The 23,827-nt window shown below is 74.9% G+C and carries 17 protein-coding genes; 9 read left to right on the top strand and 8 right to left on the bottom strand.

The window, feature by feature from the left end:
• The first annotated feature begins 175 nt into the window (after window positions 1–175).
• Window positions 176–850: an isochorismatase family protein gene (locus tag AB0D49_RS20480; RefSeq protein WP_362759084.1), complete on the top strand. Its 675-nt coding sequence runs from the start codon at window positions 176–178 to the stop codon at window positions 848–850.
• Window positions 851–905: 55 nt separating this feature from the next.
• Here AB0D49_RS20480 and AB0D49_RS20475 read toward each other — a convergent pair whose 3' ends face one another.
• Window positions 906–3,680 carry an AAA family ATPase gene (locus tag AB0D49_RS20475; RefSeq protein WP_362759082.1) on the bottom strand — a complete coding sequence of 925 codons (2,775 nt, stop codon included), beginning with the start codon at window positions 3,678–3,680 and terminating at the stop codon, window positions 906–908.
• 387 nt (window positions 3,681–4,067) lie between these two features.
• Between AB0D49_RS20475 and AB0D49_RS20470 the strand changes: the two genes are divergently transcribed.
• The gene (locus AB0D49_RS20470; protein WP_362759080.1) at window positions 4,068–4,901 is read left to right on the top strand and encodes an alpha/beta hydrolase; all 834 of its coding nucleotides are present in this window, start codon (window positions 4,068–4,070) and stop codon (window positions 4,899–4,901) included.
• A 446-nt stretch (window positions 4,902–5,347) separates the two neighbouring features.
• Here AB0D49_RS20470 and AB0D49_RS20465 read toward each other — a convergent pair whose 3' ends face one another.
• Window positions 5,348–6,682 (bottom strand): diacylglycerol kinase family protein, encoded by a 1,335-nt coding sequence (locus AB0D49_RS20465; protein WP_362759078.1) that lies wholly within the window; start codon window positions 6,680–6,682, stop codon window positions 5,348–5,350.
• 242 nt (window positions 6,683–6,924) lie between these two features.
• Between AB0D49_RS20465 and AB0D49_RS20460 the strand changes: the two genes are divergently transcribed.
• Complete coding sequence (locus AB0D49_RS20460) at window positions 6,925–7,707, top strand: DUF899 family protein (protein ID WP_362759076.1); 783 nt, start codon at window positions 6,925–6,927, stop codon at window positions 7,705–7,707.
• 16 nt (window positions 7,708–7,723) lie between these two features.
• On the opposite strand, the gene AB0D49_RS20455 is transcribed toward AB0D49_RS20460, so the two are convergent.
• Entirely contained in the window at window positions 7,724–8,956 is a 1,233-nt protein-coding gene (locus AB0D49_RS20455) for an MFS transporter (protein WP_362759074.1), read from the bottom strand.
• 190 nt (window positions 8,957–9,146) lie between these two features.
• On the opposite strand from AB0D49_RS20455, the gene AB0D49_RS20450 reads away from it, so the two are divergent.
• Complete coding sequence (locus AB0D49_RS20450; RefSeq protein WP_362759072.1) at window positions 9,147–9,614, top strand: helix-turn-helix domain-containing protein; 468 nt, start codon at window positions 9,147–9,149, stop codon at window positions 9,612–9,614.
• Between the two features lie 22 nt (window positions 9,615–9,636).
• Here AB0D49_RS20450 and AB0D49_RS20445 read toward each other — a convergent pair whose 3' ends face one another.
• Window positions 9,637–10,014 (bottom strand): hypothetical protein, encoded by a 378-nt coding sequence (locus AB0D49_RS20445; protein ID WP_362759070.1) that lies wholly within the window; start codon window positions 10,012–10,014, stop codon window positions 9,637–9,639.
• 201 nt (window positions 10,015–10,215) lie between these two features.
• Here AB0D49_RS20445 and AB0D49_RS20440 point away from each other — a divergent pair, with 201 nt between their 5' ends.
• Window positions 10,216–10,809: a helix-turn-helix domain-containing protein gene (locus AB0D49_RS20440; protein ID WP_362759068.1), complete on the top strand. Its 594-nt coding sequence runs from the start codon at window positions 10,216–10,218 to the stop codon at window positions 10,807–10,809.
• A 228-nt stretch (window positions 10,810–11,037) separates the two neighbouring features.
• Complete coding sequence (locus AB0D49_RS20435; protein WP_362759066.1) at window positions 11,038–12,864, top strand: NAD(P)/FAD-dependent oxidoreductase; 1,827 nt, start codon at window positions 11,038–11,040, stop codon at window positions 12,862–12,864.
• 14 nt (window positions 12,865–12,878) lie between these two features.
• Here the strand turns inward: AB0D49_RS20435 and AB0D49_RS20430 are convergent, their stop codons facing one another.
• Together AB0D49_RS20430 and AB0D49_RS20425 are read right to left on the bottom strand one after the other, a co-directional pair.
• The gene (locus AB0D49_RS20430; protein WP_362759064.1) at window positions 12,879–13,634 is read right to left on the bottom strand and encodes an HAD family phosphatase; all 756 of its coding nucleotides are present in this window, start codon (window positions 13,632–13,634) and stop codon (window positions 12,879–12,881) included.
• Window positions 13,635–13,877: 243 nt separating this feature from the next.
• Window positions 13,878–14,840 (bottom strand): ScbA/BarX family gamma-butyrolactone biosynthesis protein, encoded by a 963-nt coding sequence (locus AB0D49_RS20425; protein WP_362759512.1) that lies wholly within the window; start codon window positions 14,838–14,840, stop codon window positions 13,878–13,880.
• 204 nt (window positions 14,841–15,044) lie between these two features.
• Here AB0D49_RS20425 and AB0D49_RS20420 point away from each other — a divergent pair, with 204 nt between their 5' ends.
• Window positions 15,045–15,680 carry a ScbR family autoregulator-binding transcription factor gene (locus tag AB0D49_RS20420; protein ID WP_362759062.1) on the top strand — a complete coding sequence of 212 codons (636 nt, stop codon included), beginning with the start codon at window positions 15,045–15,047 and terminating at the stop codon, window positions 15,678–15,680.
• Between the two features lie 117 nt (window positions 15,681–15,797).
• A complete protein-coding gene (locus tag AB0D49_RS20415) occupies window positions 15,798–16,694 on the top strand; it encodes an amidohydrolase family protein (RefSeq protein ID WP_362759060.1) in 897 nt (298 codons plus the stop codon).
• Window positions 16,695–17,145: 451 nt separating this feature from the next.
• Here AB0D49_RS20415 and AB0D49_RS20410 read toward each other — a convergent pair whose 3' ends face one another.
• Window positions 17,146–19,866, bottom strand: coding sequence for an AAA family ATPase (locus AB0D49_RS20410; RefSeq protein WP_362759058.1), 2,721 nt, complete (start codon window positions 19,864–19,866; stop codon window positions 17,146–17,148).
• Window positions 19,867–20,354: 488 nt separating this feature from the next.
• On the opposite strand from AB0D49_RS20410, the gene AB0D49_RS20405 reads away from it, so the two are divergent.
• Window positions 20,355–20,822, top strand: a complete 468-nt coding sequence (locus AB0D49_RS20405; protein WP_362759056.1) for a hypothetical protein — start codon at window positions 20,355–20,357, stop codon at window positions 20,820–20,822.
• A gap of 64 nt (window positions 20,823–20,886) precedes the next feature.
• Here AB0D49_RS20405 and AB0D49_RS20400 read toward each other — a convergent pair whose 3' ends face one another.
• Window positions 20,887–23,817: a hypothetical protein gene (locus AB0D49_RS20400; protein ID WP_362759054.1), complete on the bottom strand. Its 2,931-nt coding sequence runs from the start codon at window positions 23,815–23,817 to the stop codon at window positions 20,887–20,889.
• Between the last annotated feature and the right edge of the window lie 10 nt (window positions 23,818–23,827).

The following is a 23,827-nucleotide window of genomic DNA, read 5'->3' as shown; positions in this document are numbered from 1 at the left end:
CCCCGAGGGCCAGTTGCCTGACCGATGCGGTCTCCCGGCCCGCCGAACAGACTCATTCCCGTGGCCACCGCACGACGGCCCGCCCCGCACCGCCGGTGCGGACGGGCAGCCCGGGTGGCCCTGTCGAAATGACGAGTCAGAGCGAGCCGCAGTGGCATACGAAGGGGAGACCACCATGTCCTACGACCCGAGCGAGCCGACCGAACTGAGCACCGGCAACTCCGTGCTCCTGCTGATCGACCACCAGCCGGGCGTGGCGCTGATGACCGCCCCGCCCTCGCACGCCGATCTCATCAACAGCGTGGCCGGGCTCGCCGAGGCGGCGAAGGCGCTGGAGGTGCCGACCGTGCTGACCACCGTCGGCGCGACCGGCGGACCGCTGGTCGACCCGCTGTTCAACGAGATCACCGCCGCGTTCCCGGATGTCACGCCGATCGACCGGACGAGCACGGCCGCGTGGGCCAACGCCGAGGTGCGGGACGCGGTCGCGGCCACCGGCCGGCGCAAGCTGGTGATGGCGGGACTGTCCACCGATGTGTGTCTGGCGCAGGCGGTGCTGGGCGCGCTGAAGGACGGCTACGAGGTGTTCTTCGTGCCGGACTGCTCCGCCGGTGTCACCCGGGAGGCGCACGAGGACGCCAAGGTGCGGCTGAGCATGGCCGGGGCCCGCCCGATCAACTGGCAGGCCGTGGTGTCCGAGTGGGCGCCCGACTACACCCAGCCCGAGCGGACCGCGGTGACGCCGGTCCTGATCCGCCGCGGTGGCGCGTCCGCGCTGTACATGGACTTCGTGCTGGACCAGGTGAAGGAAGGGGTGGTGAAGGCGCCGGAGTACCTGGCGGAGGGCTGATCCGAGGGACGCGGGCGCGCCCGGGGTCAGGGGCTCCCGGGCGCGCCCGCCGCGTTCAGACGCCGTCGTCCAGCGCGGTCAGCGCGTCCCGCAGGGCCGCCCGGGTGGTGATGCCGAGCTTGGGATAGACCTGGTAGAGGTGGGCGCCGACGGTGCGGTGGGAGAGGAAGAGCCGCTCGCCGATCTGCTTGTTGGTGAGACCGGAGGCGGCCAGGTGGGCTATCTCCAGCTCCTGCGGGGTGAGCAGGGAGCGGGCGGCCTCGGGTCCGGTGGCGAGTCCGGTGGCCCGCAGTTCCTTGCGGGCGCGCTCCGCCCAGGGCGTGGCGCCGAGCCGTTCGAAGGCCGTGGCGGCGGCGGTGAGGGGTTCGCGGGCCTCGCCCTTGGTGCCGGTCCGGCGCAGCCGTTCGCCGAGGGCCAGCCGGACGCGGGCCGCCTCGAAGACCCAGCGGTCGGCGTCGGGCACGGCCAGCGCCTCCCGGAACGCGGTCACCGCGGTGTCGTCGTCGCGGGCGGCGAGCCCGGACGCGCCCGCCACGAGCAGTTCCTGCCGGGGGGAGAGCCGGGCCACGCCGAGTGCGCGCAGGGCGTCGGCGTGGGCGGCGGCCTCGGCGTGGCGCCCGGTGCGCACGGCCGCCTCGACCAGGTCGTAGGTGCCCCACAGGGCGTGGGCCGTGTAGGGGGCGAGGTGTCCGGCGGGGGTGAGGGCGGTCGCGTGCCGGTAGGCGGTCTCGTGGTCGCCCTCACCGAGGGCCACCAGGGTGCGGGCCTGGTGGGCGAAGGAGACGGCGGCGCCGACGCCACGCCGGGTGGCCCAGCCCAGCACGCGGTCGGCGAGGGCGGCACCGGCCTTGGACTCGCCGCGCGCTCCGTGCAGCAGGATCTGGGTGTACTGGAAGTACCAGGCGAAGAACGGGTATCCGGCCTCGCACAGGGTCACGCCCTCGTCGGCGAGGTGCCGGGCCTCGTCCCATTCGCCGGTGAGGAAGTCCTCCAGGCACAGATGCATCAGGGCGCCGAGGTGGCGGCGGACCGGCCCGTCGCCGTCGCGGCCGGAGCGGACCAGATCCCAGAGGCGGTCCTTGAGTTCGCCGACCCGGTCGAGATAGATGGTGGCGGTGGCGCCGCGGACCAGGACGGTGGGGTCGGCGGTGTGCCGGAGCACTTCGCGGACCTCGTCCAGCCCGGCCAGGGCCGGGTCGGCGGTGCGGGCCGGGTCGGGGAAGGTGCGGGTGGCGAGCGCCAGCACCGGCGGCGGGGCGGGGCGCAGGGCGCCGACGACGTCGAGGAAGCCCTGCCAGGACTCGGGGCGCCCGGTCCACCAGCAGACCAGTTGCAGGGTGTGCAGCGCGTCCACGAGGGCGGGGTCGGTGGCGTCGTAGTCGGGTCCGGCCGCCTCGACGGCCCCGGCGAGCAGCCGGTGCGCGATGGCGAGGTCGGCCTCGGAGTTGACGAGGATGTACACGGCAGCGGCGGCGGCGTAGAGGGCGCCGCCGCTGCCCGGGTCGGCGCTCTGCGCGCGGCGCAGCAGGTCGGAGGCGCGGGCCACGTCACCGGTCGACTCGGCGCCCAGGTAGGCGGCCTCGGCGAGGCGGCGGGCCCGGTCGGCGGGCGCGGGGCTGAGTTCGGCGGCCCGGACGAGGGAGCGTACGGCGCCGGAGGCGTCGCCGCGGCGCAGCGCCGTGTGTCCGGCGTCCTGGAGCAGCCGGGCCACCTGTTCGTCCGGTTCGATGGCGGCCTCGGCCAGATGCCAGGCCCGGCGTTCGGGCCGGTCGGCGAGGGCGTCGGCGAGCGCGAGATGGGCGGTCCGGCGCTCGGCGAGGGTGGACGCGGCGACGACCGCGGCGCGGATCAGGGGATGGCGGAAGGTGAGGCGCCGGGTGACGGTGTCGACCCGGACCAGCCGTTCGCGTTCGGCGGTGGCCAGGGCGGTCAGTACGGCGCCGTCCGGACCGGCGGCCGAGCGCAGCACGGCGAGGTCGCCGGTGCCGTCGAGGGCGGCGGGCAGCAGCAGCCGGCGGCCCGGTTCGGGCAGGGCGGTGACCCGGCCGACGAACAGGGCGCGCAGGCGTTCGCCCAGCGGCAGCACGGTGGGCAGTTCCTCCTCGGCGGCGCGCTGGCGGCCGGTGAGTTCGGCGGGCAGTTCCAGCAGGGCGAGGGGGTTGCCGCGGGCCTCGGCGACCACCCGGGAGCGGACCCGGGGGGCCATCCGGGGGTGGCGGGCGGCGAGCAGGAGGTGCGCCGAGTCGTCGTCCAGCGGGTCCAGTTCGCGTTCGTCGAGTCCCCCGTGGTCGAAGACGCTCTCCTGGCCGGTGCGGGAGGCGGCGAGGAAGGACACGCCGGTGCCCGCGAGCCGCCGGGACACGAAGCCGAGGACCACGGCGCTGGCCCGGTCGAGCCAGGGCAGGTCGTCCACGATCAGCACCAGCGGGGCCTGGTCCGCCACCCGGCGCAGCAGCGCCAGTACGGCGTTGACCAGCAGCAGCTGTCCGGGCGCCGCGCCGTCGGCGAAGCCGAGCGCGACCAGCAGGGCGTCGCGGTGCGCGGCGGGCAGCCGCTCGGTCTCGTCGAGCACGGGCACCAGCATCTGGTGCAGCCCCGCGAACGGCACGTCCGCCTCGAACTCGACACCGTCCGCGCGCAGCACCCGGGTCCCCGCCCGGTCCAGTTCCCCGGCGACCGCGTCGAGCAGGGTGGTCTTGCCGACGCCCGCCTCACCCACGATGTGCAGCCCGCGCCGGGCGGTGTCGGTGAGGTGTCCGCTCACCCGCCGGACGTCCTCGATGCGTCCGACGATCTGCGTGTCCTGGCTCCACGGGCCGCTGCCGGTCATCGTTTCCTGTCCTCGTGTGCGCCCCGCCGCGCCGCGCCCCGGAGGGCGGGTCCCGGCCGGGGCGTCCGTCCGATGGCCGCCCCGCGGTGACCGCCGCACGGGCCGGGCGCGACCGCTGTGCGCCCAGCGTGCGCGACCCGTGCCCCGGTTCGCGCCCGTGCCGGACCCTGGCCAGGGTGCGGGAAACCCTGGCCGGGGGACCGGTGGCCCGGTCACGACACGGCCCGGCGGGTACCGCGATGGCAGTCGGATGACCGAGGTACGCGGGCGCGGTCGGCGCCATGCTGGCACCCCGACCGGTCCCGCACCATCCCACCCTTCGCCCACCCTTCACCCGTCCTTCACCCACCCTTCGCCCTCCCAGTCGCGCTCTCCCGGGGGATCGCCATGCCCTACATCACGATCGGCCACGAGCACGGTGCCGCGGTCGACCTCTACTACGAGGACCACGGCACCGGGCGCCCCGCGGTGCTGATCCACGGCTATCCGCTGGACGCCCGGGGCTGGTACCGCCAGGTGCCCGCGCTGCTGGCCGCCGGCCACCGGGTCATCACCTACGACCGCCGGGGCTTCGGCCGCTCCTCACCGGTGGCGGACGGCTACGACTACGACACCTTCGCGGCCGACCTGGAGCGGGTCCTGACGGCGCTGGACGTGACCGGTGCCGTCCTGGTCGGCCATGCCATGGGGACCGGCGAGATCGCCCGCTACCTCGGCGCGCACGGCGCCGCGCGGGTGACCGGCGCGGCGTTCCTGGCGCCGCTGCCGCCGTTCCTGCTGCGTACCGAGGCCACACCGCACGGTGTCGAACTGTCCCGCTTCGACGCGCTGATCGCACGGGCGCGCGGCGACCGGGCCGGATACCTGGCCGAGCTGCGCGCGGTCCTGCTCGCCCCGGACGGAAGCGGGGACGCGGCGCTGGCCGACGCCTTCGCCGACCTGGCGTCGACGGCGTCGGCGCGGGCCTGTGTGGCGGTGATCCCGACCTGGATCACCGACTTCCGCGCGGACGTCGCCGACCTCGCCGCGACCGGTGTGCCCGTGCTGATCGTGCAGGGCACCCAGGACCAGTTCCTCCCCATCGACGCCACGGGACGGTCCCTGCGCCGGATGCTGCCCCGGGCCAGATACCTGGAGATCGGCGGCGCCCCGCACGGACTGCTGTGGACCCACGCGGACCAGGTCAACGCGGCGCTACTGGACTTCCTGTCCGGCACGTGACGGGGCCGGCGGGCGGGGGCGGACGTACGCCGGACGGCTCGCGGGGCGGGGACGGCGACGGGTCAGCCCCTCCGGGGGGCCGGATCAGGGCATACGCTCGGCGACGGAACGCAGCGAACCCTTGGCGGGCCAGCCCCCGGGGCCGGTCAAGGGTACGCCCGACGGCCAGCCGCAGCAGCCCACCAGACGCCTCCCGAGGCGGGAACGGCTACGGGTCAGCCCCGGGGCCGGTCAGGGCATACCCCCGAAGCCCAGCCGCAAGCAGCCGCCAGACGACCCGCGAAGCGGGAACGGTGACGGGTCCCCCCAGGAACCGGATCAAGGGCATGAGCCCCAGAGCCAGCCGCCGCCGCAGCAGCCAGCGGCAGCAGCGGCAGCGGCAGCGGCAGCGGCAGCCGATCCGCCCACTGGACAGGGACCGTGCACAGCTCAGCCCCCGAGCCGGGTCAAGGCGTCCGTCCCCAAGCCAGCCGCAGCAGCCGTCGCCAGTCCACCCGTGGGGCGGGGGCGGTGACGGGTGAGCGGTCGCGGGGCAGCAGCACCCGCAGGGCCCTGGGGCGCAGGGTGACGACGACCGGTGTGGGCATCCGCAGGGCCTCGCCGTCGACCGCGACGGGGATCTCCGGCAGTTCCGAGGTCACCTCGACCCGCCGGGCGGTGAGCACGCTCAGCCCGGAGGACTGCGCGCCGCGGACGGCCAGCGCGGCGGCCTGCGCGGCGCTCTCCACCCGGATGCCGACGACCCCCAGGGTGCCCGAGTCCAGGCGTGGGCGGTGGCCGCCGGCACCGAGGGCGTCGGCCGGGCCGTAGGGGTTGTTGCTGATCAGCAGCGCCTGCTGGGCGGCCAGGACGGTGCCGTCCGCGTGGCCGTCCAGCCGCCGGACGCCCTCCCCGATCAGCAGATCCGGCAGCAGTCCGAGCGCCGTACCCGCCTTGGCGTCGCGGTACTCGGGACGCTGGACGACATCGGCGTACACCCCGAACGAGACGGTGTTGACGAACGCGCGGCCCGCGACCGTCCCGAGGTCCACGCGGAGTTCCTCGCCGTCGGTCAGGGCGTCCAGGCAGCGGGCCGGGTCGGCGCGGTCGAGCCCGAGGTCGAGCGCGAAGTGGTTGCGGGTGCCCGCGGAGACGACCAGGAACGGGAGGTCGTGGTCGGCGGCGACGGCCGCGACGAGGGCCTGGGTGCCGTCGCCGCCCGCCACGCCGAGCAGGTCCGCTCCCTGGGCGACGGCGGTGCGGGCCAGCGCGGTCACATCGGCCGGGGCGGACGGGTCGAGCAGGACGACCCGGGCGCCGAGTGCCTCGGCCCGCTCGACCAGTCCGAACCGGCCGACCTTCCCGCCGCCCGACTTCGGGTTCATGATGATCACCGGATGCCGGGGCCGGGACACGGCGGGCACCCGCCGGGGCCGTCGGGGGCGCCAGGGCCGGGAGCGGCGCAGGGCGGCCTTGGCGCAGGCCAGGGTCGCCGCCCAGCACAGGGCCAGCAGCAGCGCCATCAGCCACAGCCCGTCGACGGTGAAGAGGATCAGGACGGCCACGGGCGCCGCGACGGCCACGGCCGCGCCCGCGATCCGCACCACGCCCCGGTAGGCCAGGAACCACCATCCGCCGACCGCGCAGACCACCAGGCCCAGCAGCCCGTACACCACGACCAGGAGTCCCCCGCTGCCCAGCGCCACCACCAGCACCGCGAGGACTCCGGCCGCCGCCAGCACGGCGAGCCGCGCCAGCCAGCGGGCCGCCGCGAGCCCGCCGCCCCGCACCGCCTGGCTCATACCGCCGCTCACCTCCCAGCCGCCCGCCCCTCGGTCCGTCCGTCCTGACAATCTGCCCGCCGCGGGGCCGGGTGGCACCCCGAGCGGGCTGTACGGATGCGCCGCCCCGGCCGGGCGGCACCGCACCACCACCATCCTCCCCCGCTCCTCCCCGGCGGGCGATGAGTTGCGGCGGCGCAGGGAGTCTCTTCTGCTGAGCGGGTGAGCGAGTCCGCCGAGCGAGATCTCTCAGGGAGGACACCATGACGACGACACCGGACGCCCCGGAGGCCGGGCCGACCGGCCGCCCGCCCCTCGTGGACCTGGCCACCTGGCAACGCGCCCGCGACGAACTGCTGGTCCGGGAGAAGGCGCACACCCGCGAGGGCGACGCCATCGCCGCGGCCCGGCGGCGGCTGCCGATGGTGGAGTTCGACGGCACGGTCGAGGTCGTCGGACCCGACGGCCCGGTCCCCTTCCTCTACCTGTTCCAGGGCCGCGACGAACTGCTCGTCTACAAACACATGTGGTACGACGGGGCGCCGCCCCAGGGCCAGTGCGAGGGCTGCACCACCGCGGTCTGGCATCTGGGCGGCGCGGTGTATCTGCACGCCCGGGGCGTCTCCTTCGCCGTGCTGACCACGGGCCGCTGGCCGGAGGTGGCCGCGTTCACGGAGTTCATGGGGTACACCGACCCCTGGTACTCGGTACGGGACCTGGCGGAGCCGGTCGGCGGCCCCATGGGGTACCTGACCAGCTTCCTGCGGGACGGCGACCGTACGTTCCTCACGTACTCCACGACCGGGCGCGGCAACGAGCCGCTGAACGTGGCGCTGAGCATGCTCGACATGACCCCCTACGGGCGCGGCGAGGCATGGCAGGACACACCGGAGGGCTGGCCGGAGGGGGAGCCGCCATGCTGGTACTGGCGCACGGACGCGGACGGCCACCGCACCTGGGGCGAGACCAGCCGTCCGGTACCGCAGTGGACCCGGCCGGGCGCCGGTCCGGTCGAGACGCTGGGCCGCACGGGAGGCCACAGCTGAGCCCCCCCTCCACCGCTCACCTCCGTCCCGTCCACGCCCACAGCGCCAGCCCGAGGAGGCTGAACGCGGCGCCCAGCGCGCAGACGGCGCCCCAGCCCGCCGCCGCGTAGAGCGCGGTCGCCCCGAGGGCGCCGATCGCGCTGCCGACCGAGTAGCAGACCATGTAGCCGCCGATGACCCGGCTGCCCGCGTCGGGTCGTACGGCGTAGATCACGGTCTGGTTGGTGACATGGACGGCCTGGACGGCGAGGTCGAGCAGGATCACCCCGGCGGCCAGCGCCCACAGGGAGCTCCCGGTGAAGGCCAGCGGCAGCCAGGAGACGGCGAGCAGGGCCAGGGCACCTCCGGTGGTGCGGTGGGCGTGTCCACGGTCGTCGAGGCGGCCCGCCACGCTCGCGGCCAGCGCCCCCACGACACCGATCAGCCCGAACGCCCCGATCGCGCTATGACTCAGCGAGTACGGGGGGTCGCTCAGCGGCAGGGCGACGCCGCTCCACAGGGTGCTGAAGGCAGCGAAGATCAGCAGGGCGTACAGGGCGCGGAGCCGGAGCACGGGTTCCCGGGCGAAGAGGGTGACGGTGGAGCGCAGGAGCTGTCCGTAGCGCAGGGATGCGGGCGGGGCGGCGGTCCGGCGGGGCAGGACGCGGTGCAGGACGAGCGCCAGCACGGCGGTGAGCAGCGCCGAGGCGAGGTAGACGGAGCGCCATCCGGCGAGGTCGGCCAGCAGGCCGGACACCGTGCGGGCCAGCAGGATGCCGATGACGACCCCGCCGGTGACCAGTCCGACGACCCGGCCGCGTCCGGCGGGCGGGGCGAGCGACGCGGCGAAGGCCACGAGGGTCTGGGTGACGACGGCGAACAGTCCCGTCGCGGCCATCCCGACGAGCAGGACGGCGGCCGTCGGCGCGGTCGCGACCAGGGTCAACGCGCCCACCAGGAGCAGCAGTTGGGCCACCACCAGCCGCCGCCGGTCGGTGATGTCGCCGAGCGGGACGAGGAAGAACAGACCGAGCCCGTAGCCGATCTGGGTGAGGGTCACGACGGCGCCGACGAGCGCGGGGCTCATGGCGAGGTCGTGGCCCATGGTGACCAGGAGCGGCTGGGCGAAGTAGACATTGGCCACGGCCGCCGCGCAGGCGACGGCGAACAGGACGAGGACACCACGGGACGGGCCGTGCGGTGGGTGTTCCGCGCCGGTACCAGGTGTGGCCTCTGTCGTGTGTGTCCCGTCCTGACGGCGCTCGGGCATGGGTGTGCGCTCCACGGTCCCCCCGTATCGGTATCGGTATCGCGATCGCTATCGCTATCGCTATCGCTATCGCTATCGCTATCGGTTGCATCTTGCTACCACTAGGTCCTGGGAGGGACCCTAACGGCACTGGTAGCATGTTGCAACCAGACCGACCGGCCTGGGGAGCGACAGAAGAGGGAAACAGCCCATGGTCACGCGGACCCGCTTCGACGACAGTGAGTGCCCGGTCGCCCGGTCGGTGGACGCGATCGGCGACTGGTGGTCCCTGCTGATCGTGCGGGACGCCTTCGACGGAAGCCGGCGCTTCGGGGAGTTCCAGCGCAGCCTCGGCGTGGCGAAGAACATCCTCTCCGCGCGGCTGCGCACCCTCGTCGCCGGTGGGGTGCTCGCGTCCGTCCCGGCCTCGGACGGCAGCGCCTACCGCGAGTACGCGCTGACCCCGAAGGGCGAGGCGCTCTTCCCGGTCGTGGTGGCGCTGCGGCAGTGGGGCGAGGCGCACTTCTTCGACCCGGAGGAGGCGCGTTCGGAGCTGGTCGACCGCAGGGAGGGGCGGCCGTTGCGCGCCCTGGACGTGCGGGCGGCGGACGGGCGGAGTGTGAGGCCGGACGACACGGTGGTCCGCAAGGCCGGGGACGGCGGCGGGCCCGTCGGGTGACCGCCGCTCCCCCGCCCCGGAGTCACTGTTCCTCGACCACCCAGCGCCCGGAGTCCACGGGCAGCCCGAGGTGGGTCTCCAGCATCCGGGTGAGGACCCCGATGAGGATGTCCTGTTCGCCGATGCGGCCGGGTCCGTCGTCGGTGCCCCAGTCGACGGTGGCGTAGCGGCCCGGCTCCCAGCCCACCACGTCCCACGACACCGTGCCGAACACCCCGGTGGCGGCGAAGACCGTCTCGGGCGGGTCGGTGTGCGGATAGGCGACATTCACGGTGTTGCCGCGCAGTTGCAGCCAGCGCCCCTCGTCCTCCCGGTCGCTGAGGGTGATCGTGAAGTCGAAGTGCTCGGCCGCCACCTGCGCGAAGAGCCGCTCGACGAGGTGTGCGGGGTTCACGGACATGGTGCGGCCTCCGGGTCGGTGGATGCCGATGATCGCATGAGGCCGAGATCCAGCACCGCGGCGGGGAGCCGGGCGGCCGGGGTCGGTCCGTCGCACACCGAGCGGCAGACGGAGTCGATGCAGGCATCGAGCACGGCGACGACGGCCGCGTGGCCGTCCAAGGGACCGTCCGGCGCCGCGAGGCGCCGTTACCCTGGCGCGATGACCCACTCCCCCGGGCCGGACGCGCCGCGCCGCGCGAACCAGGGGCCCCGGGCCGCCGCGGGCAACCGTGCCGCCCTGATCGCCGCCGCGCGCGAGAGCTACGCCGAACAGGGCCTGGACGTCGCCCTGTCCGGGATCGCCCGGCGGGCGGGCGTCGGTCAGGGCGTCCTGTACCGGCACTTCCCCGACCGGGAGGCGCTGATGACCGCGGTGCTGGAGGAGAACGTCCGGGACATCGAGGCCGCCGCCGCGGCCGAGGGCGCGGAGTTCGAGCAGATCCTCGGCGTGGTGACCTGGCACATCACCCGGTCCGCGGCCTTCACCGGCGTACTGCGGGTGGAATGGGCGGACGGGCGGGGCGCGGCCCGCGCGTACGTGGAGGGGCTGGGCGGCAGGATCGGGCGGGCACTGGAAGGGCATCTGCCGCCCGGTCACCGGCTGGGCAGGGCGCAGGACCTGGTGCTCGCGGTCGCGATGGTGTCGGGCGCGGTCACCGGGGCGACGCGGGAGGTGCGGGAGCGCCGGGCGCTGGCCGCGTGGCGGCTGCTGGGTGTCGAGGTGGGACCGGTACGGCCGTTCGCGGTGGCCTGACCGGTCGCAGCCGGACGGCGTCGTCGTCCCGCGTCCCCTCCCCGTACCGCGCGCAGCAACCGGACAACTCTGTCCGGTTGCGGGTACCCTTCCGGTGAACGGCCCGCGCACAGCCACCGGTTCGCCCGCCCCCTCCCCATGTCCGGCGCCACCCCGTACCCCCGTTCACCCGCCCCCACGCGATCGAGGTCCGCCATGTCCTCCTCCGGAGTCCCCCGAGCCCCCCGAGTGCCCCTGACCCCCTCCGCCGACGAGATCGCCGCGCTCAGGGAGCGCTATCGGGGGGAGCGTGAGCGCAGGGTCCGGTCCGACGGGACCCGGCAATACCGGCGTGCCGAGGACGCGTTCGCGGCCCGTGCCACCGACCCCTGGACGCCGGAGGTGCCCGGCCGGGAGCCGCTGCGGGACGCGGTGGACGTGGCGGTCGTCGGCGGCGGGTTCGGCGGTGTCCTCGCGGGGGCGCGGCTGCGGCAGCGCGGACTGGAGCGGATCAGGATCGTGGACGAGGGCGGCGACTTCGGCGGCACCTGGTACTGGAACCGCTACCCCGGCGTCCACTGCGACGTGGAGGCGCACGTCTATCTGCCGATGCTGGACGAGACCGGGTACGTGCCGCGCTGGAAGTACGCCCCGGGTGACGAGATCCGGCGCCACGCGATGCGGATCGCCGACCGGTTCGGCCTGTACACGGACGCGTTGTTCGCCACCCGGGTGACCTCCCTGGCGTGGGACGAGGGGACGCAGACATGGGCCGTGGTCACCGACCGCGGGGACGCGTTCCGGGCCACGTACGTCGTCACCGCGACCGGCACGCTGTCGGACCCCAAGCTGCCCGCGCTCCCCGGTGTCGAGGAGTTCGGGGGCCGGGTGTTCCACACCTCGCGCTGGGACTACGCCTACACCGGGGGCGGTCCGGACGGCGGTCTGACGGGGCTGGCCGGGAAGACGGTGGGGATCGTCGGGACCGGTGCCACGGCCGTGCAGGCGATACCGCCGCTGGCCGAGTACGCCGGGCGGCTGCTGGTCTTCCAGCGCACCCCGTCCGCCGTGGACGTGCGCGGCAACCGCCGCACGGAACCGGCGGACGTCGGGGCGCACCGGACCGGCTGGGCACGTGAGCGGCGGGACAACTTCCTGCGGGTGGTGTCGGGTGAGGACACCGGGGGTGTCGATCTGGTGGCGGACGGCTGGACGGACGCCGCCGCGCTGCTGGAGAAGCTGCTGCCCAGCTATCGGCGCGACCATCTCCCCGACGGTGACCGGGAGACGTTCGAGCGGGCCTACGAGACCGCCGACGCGGCCCGGATGAACGCGCTGCGGGCCCGGGTCGAGGCGGCCGTCACCGATCCGGAGACCGCCGGGCTGCTGCTGCCTTGGTACCGGTACGCCTGCAAGCGGCCCACGTTCTCGGACGACTACTACGCGGCGTTCAACCGGGACAACGTCACCCTGGTGGACACCGCGCCGAGCCAGGGCATCGAGCGGGTCACCGAACAGGGGGTCGTCGTCGCCGGGACCCTCCATCGGCTCGACTGTCTGATCTTCGCGACCGGGTTCTCGGTCGGCGCCTCCGGTGTGCTGTCGGGCCGGCTCCCGGTGCGCGGGCGTGGTGGTGTGCGGCTGCTGGAGGTGTGGCGGAACGGGCCGCGCACGCTGCACGGGTTCACCAGCAACGGCTTCCCCAACCTCGTCCAGATGGGGCATGTGCACAACGCCAGCAGTGTCAACTTCACCCATGTCCTGGACGAGCAGGCGGTGCACGCCGCGGCGCTGATCGCGGCGGCGGAGGCCGGGGGCGCGTTCGTCGAACCGTCCCGCGAGGCGGAGGACGACTGGATCGCCACGCTGGCCGGGGAGTCACCCGGCCATGAGTGGTTCCACGCCGAGTGCACCCCCGGCTACTACAACCGTGAGGGCCGTGGCCGCCCCGACGGCCACGGCTATCCGCACAGCGCGCCCGCCTTCCACGCCCTGCTCGGCCGCTGGCGCGAAGCATCGATCGGCGAGATCCTGCACGCCAGGGCCGTACCGGCGGGAGCGGTACGAGGCGACTGACCGCGCTCCGCGCTTCAGAGCACGGTGCTGCGCATCCCCTCCGCGGCGGGCGCGGCGGTCGGGGACGGTACGGGCTTGGGCCAGCCGATCTGCGACTGGACCCGCTCGGCGGCCCAGGCGACGAGCCGGGGGTCCTTGAGGGTGTCGACCCACAGGTCGGTCAGCGCGGTGTTCTCCGCGCCGGGCCACGGGCCGACACCGAGGACCCGCAGACCGGCCCTGGCCGCCGCGAGGATGCCGCACTGGGTGTCCTCGACGGCGAGCGCGTCACCGGGGGCGGCGCGGCAGAGCTGGGCGGCCGTCAGATAGGTGTCCGGGTGCGGCTTGGGCCGTACCTCGCCGTCCGGGACCACCACCGCGCGGAAGTAGCCCAGCAGACCCGCGTTGTCGAGGCATGACTCGACCACCTCGCGGGGGCAGTTGCTGGCGACGGCGAGGGGCGCGAAGGTCGCCGCGGCCTGCACCATCTCGCGGGCTCCCGGCATGGTCAGCGGCTGTTCGCAGACCAGGGCGCGGAAGTGCCGGAGCAGTCCGTCGGCGAGGTCCCGGCCCAGGTCGGGGCGCCTGGTCACCTCGGCCATGAGCCGTCCGCACTCGGTGTAGTGCAGCCCCTTGGCGCGTTCGGCGAAGCCCGCCGGAGGGGTGAGCCCGACTTCGTCGAGGACCCGCTCACGTGCCTCGACCCAGTGGCGTTCGGTGTCCATGAGCGTGCCGTCGCAGTCGAAGACGACTGCGGCCGGGGTCCAGGAAAGGATGCGATGAAGCGTCATCTGTGTGCTTTCCGTTCGGATGTGGGCCGTGGGCAGCGCGGGCCGACGACCCGGTGGGGCCGTCGCCACGGGGGCGAGCGGCACCGCCGGTTCACCCGCGTGCGCGGCCGTGCGGCACAAGGCGCCGGACAGGACGCCAGTCCGTAGAGACCGGTGGGGTGCGGGCGAGCGCCCCCCACCGAGGAACATAACGATCGTTACGCTAGGAATCGCCACGCTGTGCAGTCAAGAAATCACCGGTAGTTACACTCGGTCGGGCGAGCCGAAGCGCAGCGCGCCGACGGCCCGCTGCTCGCCGCCCTGTTCGAAGCGGAAGACACAGGTGCGATGGTGGGGCACCGCGACGACCCGCGCGGGTGGCGCGAACTCCGTGAACCGCAGCGCCGTCAGCCGCGCGCCGGTCAGCCGGACCAACTCCCCGCCGCTGGCGAGCGCGGCGGCCTGCCGGGCGGCCTCCAGCAGGACCATGCCGGGCACATGGTCGGTGGCGTGGTCGAAGAAGAACGGGTGCCAGGGGTCGGCCGCGTGGGTCACCACCTGCCGGGCGGACGACGGGACGGGGCCGGACGGCGCGGACTTGACGGGGCCTGCGGTACTCGGGGCGGAGTCCTCGGGCGCCTCGAGGAGTCCGATGACGACATCTCTGGGGTGGGCCACGCCGAGCAGCGCCGGGTCGGGCCGCAGCAGTCCGGCCGCGGGCGCGGGCTGCCCCGCGTGGGCCAGCGGTCCGCGCAGCGCCGCGTACCGGCGCGCGGACAGGAAGCGGGCGCCGCCGCCCGCGCGGGCGAACACCACGCCGTCCGCCCGGAATTCCACTCCGAGCCGCAGCCCCGCGGCCGTGCCGTCGCGTTCGGTGCGCAGTCCGTCGGCGCGTACCCGGCAATCGATCTGGGTGGCGCCCCGCTCGGTACGTGGCTGGGCCATGGGATCGACGGTGAAAGAGAGATCGGTGATGAGCAGCCGGGCGTCCGGTGCCACACCGAAGTAGCGCAGCGGAATATAGATCCCGAGTTGCCGTAGCGTTTCCGCGATCAGCAGCGGATGGTGAACGGCCGGACCGTCCAACGGAAAAGTCGGATGCGAACGGGGCCAGCACGCCGCCGCCTCGAATCGCGTCTCGTCCATCCGCCGGACATCGGTGAGCAGAACTTCCGCGACCGAGGTCCGGTGGACCATTTCCCGGGGAACCGTGCGCGACCAGCTCAGCGGCTGCCGCCACCGCCGGTCGACCGGCTGCGGCTGCCGTGGCGGCGGCTTTCCAGGGGTCGGGATGCCCCGCATTCGATGGTTCATTCTCCCAGCAGACCTCAGTTCGAGACCGCCCGCACACCGACCCGGCCGCCACCCGGACGCAGGCGATAGATTGCCTGCCGGAAGAGCAAAGTGAAACCTCCGCAAAGGTTGTGACACATGCAGGGGAAATCGACACGGCAGACTCTGCTGGAGGCCGCGGCGAAATTGTTCGACGAACGCGGATACGCCGGAACGAGTATCAGTGACATCAGCGCCGTTTCGGGCCGGACCAGTGGCGCCATCTACTTTCATTACACCAACAAGGAGCAGTTGGCGGTCGCCGTCGTCGAGGAGCATTTCGCGTCCTGGCCGCGCATGATCGAACGCCATCGGACCACGGGCCGTCCCGCGTTGGAGAAACTCGTCGCCCTGAGTTTCACCGTCGCCCGCGCCTTCCGCGACGACATCGTCGTACGGGCCGGGTCCCGGCTGTGGATGGAGCGCAAGGCCATCGCCGCCCCGCTGCCCACGCCCTTCCTCAACTGGATCGGGGTGGTCACCGAACTCCTCAAGGAGGCCGCCGCCGAGGGCGAACTCGCGCCCGGCGTCGACCCGGTCGGCGCCGGACACAGCGTGGTGAGCGCCTTCTTCGGACTGCACACCGTCTCCGACGCGCTGGACGACCGCGCCCGCATCGAGCAGCGCCTGCACGACCTGTGGCTGCTTCTGCTGCGCGCCCTCCAGGCCCGGCCGGACCCCGTCGGCCTGCTCGACCGGGTCCGGGACGAACTGGGCGCGGCGGTGGCCAAGTGACGCACCGGACTCGGCGCGTGAGCGACCGGCGGTTCGAGGAAGACTGGGCGAGGGCGCGTCCGGCGCCCGCCGAGGGGTGAGCGGTGCCCCGGCACGGCCGACGGTACGAGAGGGCGCATGACAGCGACACATGAGTGGGCGGCGCAGACGGACGAGGTACGGGCGTTCTGGGGGCGGCTGGAGCTGCCGGGCCTGGTCGACGTCCACACGCACTTCATGCCGGAGCGCGTACTGCGCAAGGTCTGGCACTACTTCGACGCCCTCGCGGCGCCCGGCGGCGAACCGGTCTGGCCCATCACCTACCGCGCGCGGGAGACGGAACGCCTCGCGGTGCTGCGGGACTTCGGGGTCCGCGCCTTCACCTCGATGCTCTATCCACACAAACCGGGCATGGCCGTCTGGCTGAACGGCTGGTCCGCCGACTTCGCCCGGCGCACCCCGGACTGTCTGCACACCGCCACCCTGTTCCCCGAGCCCGGCGTCACCGGCTACGTCCGGGAGGCGGTCGAGGCGGGGGCCCGGGTCTTCAAGGCCCATGTGCAGGTGGGGGCGTACGACCCGGCGGACGAGGCGCTCGACGCCGCCTGGGGGCTGCTCGCCGAGGCCGGTGTCCCCGTGGTGATCCACTGCGGCTCGGGCCCCATGCCCGGCCCCCACACCGGACCCGGCCCCATCGCCCGGGTACTCGCCCGCCACCCCCGCCTGCGACTGGTCCTCGCCCACATGGGCATGCCGGAGTACGAGGACTTCCTCGGCCTCGCCGAGACCTACGGCGAGGTACGGCTCGACACCACCATGGCGTTCACCGCCTTCGCCGAGCGGCTCGCGCCGTTCCCCGAACGCGCCCTGCTCCGCCTCGCCGCGCTGGGCGACCGGATCCTCCTCGGCACCGACTTCCCCAACATCCCGTACCCGTACGTCCACCAGCTGGACGCCCTGGCGGAACTGGACCTCGGGGACGGCTGGCTGCGCGCGGTCTGCCATGACAACGGGGCGAAGCTGTTCGGGTTGTGAGCGGGGCGGGTCACGGCACCTTTTGATCGCGGTCGGGCGTGGTCTGACGGCTGCACCGGCCGCCATCTCCCGCTTCCTGGCGGTGAGTGCGGCCGGGGGCGGAGGCAAGGGATCGGTCAGCGGGCGCGCCACACCAGGGTGGGGCCGTCCCGACCGGGCGCAGGTGACCGACCAGCAGGCCGCGTCATGTGCCCCGGCCACGATCTGACGGCCCCTCCGGCCGCGCCCTCCCGCCCCCGGAGGTGCGCGCGGCCGGAGGCGTGACAACGCCGGTTCGGTCAGCGGGCGCGGGTCGCCGAACGGCGGGCCCGGTCACGGCACCAAGCGCACCGCGCCCCGGCCCACGACCGGCGGTCCAGGTCACGGCACCAGGCGCACCGCGCCCCCGCCCCCGACCTGACGACCCCTCCGGCCCCGCGCCACCGCAGCCGACCGCCGACAACCGGCCGGTTCACGGGTCCCGGTGGCCCACGGGCGGGGCTCCCCGGGCCTGGGTCGGGGACAGCAGTACCGCTGTCAGTTCGGCGCGGTTGCGGACGCCGAGTTTCCGGTAGGCCCGGCCGAGGGTGTTGTCGACCGTGCGGACCGACAGGCCGCACTCCGCCGCGATCTGACGGCTGCTCCGGCCGCGTGCCGCGCCGTCCGCGATCTCCTGCTCCCGGGCGGTCAGCGCGGCCGGGCCGGGGAGGGCCGGATCGGCCAGGGCGCGCAGCGCCGGGGTGACGGCACCGCAGCGGTCCGCCAGCAGCCGGGCGCGGGTGGCCGCCCGGCGGGCCGCCGACTCGGCCGCCGCGCCCGCCGGACGGCGGCCCGCGACCGCCGCCTGCGCCAGCGCCTCGGCCGCGTACAGCGGCGCGCCCAGTGCCTCCCAGCGTTCCGCGGCGGCGGTCAGCGCGACCGGGTCCCGCCGGGCGAGCGCCCGCGCGTGCGCCGCGCGGGCCGCCGCGCCCGGCCCCTGCGCGGCTGCCGCCGCCCCCGGCAGCTCCCGAGCCGCTACCGGGTCGCCCCAGCGGACCAGGTCGTGGGTGAGGACCAGCGCCACCGACGTCTCACCCCGCGCGCGGACCCGTTCGGCGGTCTCCCGCAGCAGCCCGGCCGCCTCGTCGCGGCGGCCCCCCAGCCACCGGGTCCAGGCGTACGCCCGCAGCGTGTCGGCCTGCCGGGCCGGGCCGGGTCCGCCGGTCGCCACGGCCGCCAGGTCCGCCGCCTCCGGTCCGACATGGCCGGTGTACGCCTGGGCCAGCACCAGTCCGGCGAGGGCACGCTGCTCCGCGTACCGGTGTCCGTACAGGTGTGCCTGGGCGCGGGCCTCGCGGAAGTGCCGGGCGGCGTCCGCCAGGTGGCCGCGCTCCAGGGCGGCCCCGCCGCGCACCCACTCGAACCAGACCACCATCGCGGGGACCGGGCTGGTGAGCAGCTCGTCGAGGCCCTCGCGGGCGCGCTGGGCCGCCTCCTCGAAGTGCCCGGCCTCCAGCAGCGCCTGGGCCAGGAGGTAGTCGCTGCGGGCCGGGTAGAACACCTCCGTCCGGTCGGTCACCGTCCGGTGCGCCTCGCGCACGGCCCGGCCGGTGGCCACCGCGTCCTGCGCCGCCCCCGACGCGAGCTGGAGCCGCAGCACGGCCTGACGCAGGACCACGTCGGACGACGCGGCCGGCGCGGCGGGCGCGCGCACCGGCCAGGGCGCCAGCACCTCCCGGGCCCGGTCGACCCGGCCGTCCGCCATCAGCAGGGTCGCCTCACGGGCGGCCAGCACCGCCGACGGGCCGCCGCGTTCGGCGGCCTGCGCGAGCACGGCGAGGGCGCGCTCGCCGTCGCCCGGCCCGTAGAAGTGGTGCACGGCGAGGGTCACGGCGACCGGGCTCACCTCGTCCGGGCCCGCCGCCGCGAATCCGTCCTCCAGTACGGCGATGCCCTCGGTGAAGTCGCCGCGCTGGCCCAGCGCCTCACCGAGCATCAGCGCGGCACGCGGCCGGGACCCATGGGCGAGGGCGGCCCGCGCCAGGGCGCACATGGTGTCCACGTCACCGGCGTGCAGGGCCTGCTGGGCGGCCCGGACGAGCAGCTCCGGATCGGCCGTCCCGGTCGCCTCGACCTCCCAGCGGGCGAGGGCCGCCGTGTCCTCGGTGCGCCGCGCCCCGTACGCGCGGACCCGCGCGACCTGGTCGAGGAGCAGGGCGCGGGCCCGTAATCGGGGCAGCACCGAGCGGACCGCCCCGGCGAGCGAGGCGGGCGCCAGGGCGAGCCGTTCGCGGCGGCCCTCCACCCGGGAGACCACCAGGCCCCGGCCCTCCAGTTCGGCGAGGACCGCGGGACCGACCAGGTCGAGGCCGTCGCGCAGCCCGATCGGTCCGCAGACCGCGAGGAGTTCCAGCAGCGACCGCTGGACCTCGGTGAGCTGGTCGAGCCGGGAGTCTGGCCAGCCGCCGGGGAGCCGGGCGGGCAGCGGACGGGCCAGGCACCACACGCCGAGCACCTCGCGCAGGGAGCCGTCGGCCCGTGCCGCGCGGAGCAGTTCGCGCAGCATCAGGGCGTTGCCCCGCGCCGCGTCCCACAGCGCCCGCGCGGCCGGGGCGGTGACGGGTCCGGCGAGGGCGGCGGACAGCAGCGTGGCCGTCTCGTCGGCGGTGAACGGCGGCAGGGACAGCGGCAGCAGGGCGTCCTCCCGCCACAGCGCCCGCAGGAACCCGGGCCAGGCGGCGCCGTCGGGCAGGGTGGCCGTGAGGAAGACCGAGCCGTCCGCGAGCAGCAGGGCCAGCAGCGCGCACGAGGTGTCGTCGAGGAGGTGGATGTCGTCCACCACCAGGAGGGCCGGGACTCCCGAGGCCGCCCGGCGGTCGGCGGCCCGGCGCCGGGCCGCGAGCAGCGCCGCCGCCGGATCGGCGCCCGACGCGGGATGTCCGGACGGTGCCATGGCGTCCGGCGGGAGGAGCGGGGACAGCGCCGACAGGGGTGGCGCGTGTCCGGTCCCGGTGGCCCGTACCCGGACGCCGGGGCGGCTGTCCGCGTGCCGGGAGCGGGCGAGGAACTCCTCGGCCAGCCGGCTCTTGCCGACGCCCGGTGGGCCGGTGATCAGCACGGCCCGGCAGCCCGGCCGCCGTAGCGCCCCGGCCAGTTCGCCCAGCGCCGTGTCCCGCCCCGTGAACGGCATCCGCCCGCCGCGCGCGCCCGCCATCGCCCCACCCCTCCGCCCCTCCGCGCGGCGGCTCCCGGTCCCCGGCCGTCCCCCCTGCCGCCGCGCACGGCCCGCAAGCCTGCCAGACGCCTCCGGCGGGGGGCACGGCGGCGCGCCCGGGGGCTCAGACGGGGGCGGCTTCAGGGGCGGGAGTGGGGACCACGGACGGCCTGCTCACGGCGACGAGGTGACCGCGCGCACGGCTGCCCGGACGACGAAAGAGGCTCGCTGGCGGCTTCCGGACCGCGACGGGACAGCCGGACGGTGAGGGGGCGATGAGGGGGGCGATGAGGGGGCGATGAGGTAGTCCCCGCGCCCCGTTGGAGCAGTCGGCTGCTCTGTCCGGTGTCCGTCCCCGCGGGTGAAGGTAGCGCTGCCCTCCGGGGCACCCGGTCCGGTCCGCGGTCTCCCGCCTCCGCTCCGGTGACCAGCACGTTCCATCAGGTTCCGTCAGGTTCCGTCAGCTTCCTTCAAACGGGGAGGACCCCATGTCTTCGACCACCTTCCGCAGACTCGCCACCGCAGGCGCCGTCCTCGGTACCGCGCTCGCCCTGACCGTTCCCGCCGCCTCGGCCGCGGGGGCGGGCAGTCAGATGGTGCCGGGCGAGCTGTACAAGATCCAGCTGCTGACCCTGCGCTGCACCAACATCTCCGAGAGCGGCGAGGACGAGCTGTACCTCAAGCTGGACGGCGGTGTGGTGGTGCCCACCTCGGTGTGTGTGGAGCGCGGCACCGTCGACTACCACCACATCGACCCCGAGCGGTTCATCTTCGAGGGCGGCACGGTCCTCAACGTCGAACTGTGGGAGCAGGACACCGACTACATCGACCCCGACGACAAGCTCGGTGTGTTCGAGCTGAACGACACCCGGGTCAACACCACCAACATCGCCAAGGTGCAGAAGGGCACCGACTACGCCTACTCGCTGACCTACCGGGTGCTCCCGCTGGACTGACCCCCCTCCGGCCGGAGGCGTACGCACCCGCGTGCCGCCTCCGGCCGTTCCGCGTCGGCGGGTGTCACTCCTCGTCGCGCAGTCGCGCCGCCAGGGCCCTGAGGGGTTCCTGCTCGGCCGTGCGGTCCAGGTCGGTCAGTCTGCTGATCGCGGAGTCCAGCCGGGTCAGGGCGGCGGCCGTGCGCTCGAGGTAGAGGCCCTCCACTACGGCGGCCAGGCGGACGGACTCGGACCACTCCTCCGGGTCGTCCTCGGGCCCCCGGTCGCCCAGCAGGGCGAGGGCCTGCTCCAGCGCGGCGAGGGAGTCCTCGTAGGCGCCCGCGTAGGCGTTGACCCGGCCGTGTTCGTAGGCGAGGGCCGGGGCGAGGGCGCGGCCCCGGGCGGTGTACCCGGCGGCCTGTGCCTCGTCGGCCACCCGGGCGGCGTCGGCGAGGTGGGCGAGGGCGGCGGTCAGGCCCTCGGCGCCCTGCTGTTCGGCCTGGAGGCGGGCCAGTTCGCGCAGGCTGTTGCTGAGCTGCTCGTAGCGGGGCGACCTGGCGTGCGCGGCCAGGGCCTGCCGGGCGGCGTCGCGGGCGCGGGCGAAGTCGCCGTTCTCGGCGAGGACCACGGCGGTCTCGGCGGCGATCATGGCGTGGCTGCCGGGGTCGTCGTCCCAGGCGGCGGACTCGGCGGCGAGGGCGACGAACTCCGCGGTGGCCGCCTTGCGGTCCTCCCCCGAGTGCAGCGCGCGGGCCCGGGTCAGCCGGAGCTGGGCGAGGAGCCGGTCGTCCAACTCCCCGGCAACGGCGTCCAGTTCGCTCAGCAGGGAGTCGAGCAGGGCGATGCAGTCCTCGACCCGTCCGAGGTCCAGGCTGAGCTGGGCGGCGTTGCTGTAGGTGCAGTACGCCTCGGTGCGGCTGCCCTGGCGCAGATCGAGTTCGGCGGAGCGGGTGAGGTGGCGCAGGGCTTCCTCGGGGCGGCCCAGGTGCAGGGCGGCCTGGGCCGTGTCGCCGTGCAGCCGGGCGGTGTCGACGGTCCCGGCGGGCCAGTCGGCGGCCAGCCGCAGGGCTTCGGTGAGGTCGGTGTGGGCGGCGGCGGCATCGCCGTCGCCGAGATGCAGCCGGCCGCGCAGTCCGAGGGCGCGGGGCAGATGCCAGGCGGGGCCGTGTGCCCGGAGCCGGTCGAGCTGGGCGTCGAGGGCGGCGATGGCGGCGGGCAGTTCGCCGGTGAGGGCGTGGACGGTGGCGCGTTGCAGTTCGGCGGCGGAGATCTGGCTGACGACGCCGTGCCGGGTGGCGAAGGTGTGCAGCCGCTCCACCTCGGCGGTGAGGGGCTCGGCGTGGTCCTGGTCGCCGGTCGTCTGGAGCCGCAGACCGAGCAGGGTGGCCCGCAGCCGCAGCAGCCGGGCCTCCTGGTAGGGGGCGAGACCGGTCGCCGCCTCGTGCAGCCGGACCAGGGACATGTGGGCGTCGGTCAGCCGGGCCGCCCTGTCCGTGGCTTCCCCGGCTTCCCCGTCGCCCTCGTCGTCGGCCGCGGCGGCGAACAGGGCGCAGGCGCGGGCGAGTACGGCGTGTCCCGGTGCCCCGGCGTCCTCGTACAGGGCCGCGGCCTCCTCGTGCAGCTCGGCGGCGTCGGGGTAGGCGTGGCGGTCTACGGCGCGGGCCGCCTCGTCGCTCAGCAGGTCGGCGCGGAGCCGGACCAGCGGGCCGACGGCCGGGTCGGCGGGGTGGGTGTAGCCACGGGCGGTGGCCAGGGCGCGCAGCCGCCGCCAGCAGGCCAGTGCGTCGGGGTGGCCCTCCGCCTCCAGTTTCCGCGCCCGCAGGATGAGGTCGGGCAGCGGCTCGGTGGGCGCGTCGGCCCGGGGCGCGGCGGTGGGGGCTGCGGCCGGGGTGATGTCGTCCAGGGTGCGGGGGCGCAGGGTCAGTTCGAGGCCGTCCAGCAGCGGGGCCCGGTCCAGCCGGGTCCTGCGGCGGTCGGTGTGGGTGGTGGTGCCGTTGCGGGCGTCGAAGCGGGCGGCGAGGTCGTCGGCGCGGGTGTGCAGCTCGGCGCGGAGGGCGGCGGCGGTCCAGGTGCGGCCCGCGGGTCCGGCGGCGGGCAGCTCACCGTGGCCGAGCGCCTCGACGCGCTGGAGGAGGACCTCCGTGCCGGTGAGGAAGTCGAGCTGGTCAAGCGGCGAGTCGGTCTCGTCGAACAGGGTGCGGTTCTCGGCGAGCAGTTCGAGGCCGCGTGCCTCGTTGCCGGTCAGGGCGCAGAACTCCAGATGGCGGCCGATCTCGGCGGACATGGCGGAGCTGCGGCGGCAGCCCCGGTAGCCGGCCAGGTGCAGTTCCCGGGCCCGGTCGGACCGTCCGGTGCGCAGCAGGGGCAGCAGGGCGTGGGAGATGGAGCGGGCGGGCTCCTCCTGGCAGGACTCCTGTCCGGCGAGGACGGGTTCCCACATCCGCAGCGCGCCCTTGTCGTCGCCCTGTGCCAGTCGGTACTGGGCCCGTCCGCAGGTCTCGCACGCCTCGCAGTCGCTGAGCCGGTCCCGGGTGCGGGCGGCCCACAGCTCGTAGGCGGCGGTGGTGTCGCCGCCCACGTGCTGGGCGAGCTGGTACGCCTGGCCGTAGTAGGGCTGGAGGCCGAGTCCGGCCCTCTGGTAGCGCTCGCGCATCTCCGTGAGCCACTGGCGCAGGGTGGTCAGCGGTATCTCGGGGAGTTGGCGCAGGGCGTGGGCGACCCATTTGAAGCGCCAGAACAGGAGGTGGCGGGTGCGGTCGTCGAAGACGTCGGGCTGCTCGTCGTAGAGGGTGAGCAGCCGGGCGAACACGACGGGTGACTTACGGGGTTCGGAGCCGTAGGTGTACGCCTCCTGGAGTTCGAGGAGCGCGTCGACGAGGACGGCGGGCTCGGCGAACTGCTCGGCGGCCTCGGCGAGTTCCTCGGCGGTGACGGTGCGGCTGCGGCCGTAGGGACGCCGGTCGTTGTCCTGGAGCGCCTGGTACAGCTCGTCGGTGGTCTGGGGCGGGGTCGGCATGGTCGGCAGT

It is taken from the genome of Streptomyces sp. NPDC048290, assembly GCF_040652095.1.
In the GTDB taxonomy this organism is placed as follows: domain Bacteria; phylum Actinomycetota; class Actinomycetes; order Streptomycetales; family Streptomycetaceae; genus Streptomyces.
The sequence above is the reverse complement of the archived record's forward strand: the minus strand, read 5'-3'. Positions and strand labels throughout refer to the sequence as shown.

Bases quoted from the DNA above. Each gene is read 5' to 3' on its own strand.
- AB0D49_RS20480 (WP_362759084.1), top strand. From the start codon at position 176: ATGTCCTACGACCCGAGCGAGCCGACCGAACTGAGCACCGGCAACTCC.
- AB0D49_RS20475 (WP_362759082.1), bottom strand. From the start codon at position 3,680: ATGACCGGCAGCGGCCCGTGGAGCCAGGACACGCAGATCGTCGGACGC.
- AB0D49_RS20470 (WP_362759080.1), top strand. From the start codon at position 4,068: ATGCCCTACATCACGATCGGCCACGAGCACGGTGCCGCGGTCGACCTC.
- AB0D49_RS20465 (WP_362759078.1), bottom strand. From the start codon at position 6,682: ATGAGCCAGGCGGTGCGGGGCGGCGGGCTCGCGGCGGCCCGCTGGCTG.
- AB0D49_RS20460 (WP_362759076.1), top strand. From the start codon at position 6,925: ATGACGACGACACCGGACGCCCCGGAGGCCGGGCCGACCGGCCGCCCG.
- AB0D49_RS20455 (WP_362759074.1), bottom strand. From the start codon at position 8,956: ATGCCCGAGCGCCGTCAGGACGGGACACACACGACAGAGGCCACACCT.
- AB0D49_RS20450 (WP_362759072.1), top strand. From the start codon at position 9,147: ATGGTCACGCGGACCCGCTTCGACGACAGTGAGTGCCCGGTCGCCCGG.
- AB0D49_RS20445 (WP_362759070.1), bottom strand. From the start codon at position 10,014: ATGTCCGTGAACCCCGCACACCTCGTCGAGCGGCTCTTCGCGCAGGTG.
- AB0D49_RS20440 (WP_362759068.1), top strand. From the start codon at position 10,216: ATGACCCACTCCCCCGGGCCGGACGCGCCGCGCCGCGCGAACCAGGGG.
- AB0D49_RS20430 (WP_362759064.1), bottom strand. From the start codon at position 13,634: ATGACGCTTCATCGCATCCTTTCCTGGACCCCGGCCGCAGTCGTCTTC.
- AB0D49_RS20420 (WP_362759062.1), top strand. From the start codon at position 15,045: ATGCAGGGGAAATCGACACGGCAGACTCTGCTGGAGGCCGCGGCGAAA.
- AB0D49_RS20415 (WP_362759060.1), top strand. From the start codon at position 15,798: ATGACAGCGACACATGAGTGGGCGGCGCAGACGGACGAGGTACGGGCG.
- AB0D49_RS20410 (WP_362759058.1), bottom strand. From the start codon at position 19,866: ATGGCGGGCGCGCGCGGCGGGCGGATGCCGTTCACGGGGCGGGACACG.
- AB0D49_RS20405 (WP_362759056.1), top strand. From the start codon at position 20,355: ATGTCTTCGACCACCTTCCGCAGACTCGCCACCGCAGGCGCCGTCCTC.
- AB0D49_RS20400 (WP_362759054.1), bottom strand. From the start codon at position 23,817: ATGCCGACCCCGCCCCAGACCACCGACGAGCTGTACCAGGCGCTCCAG.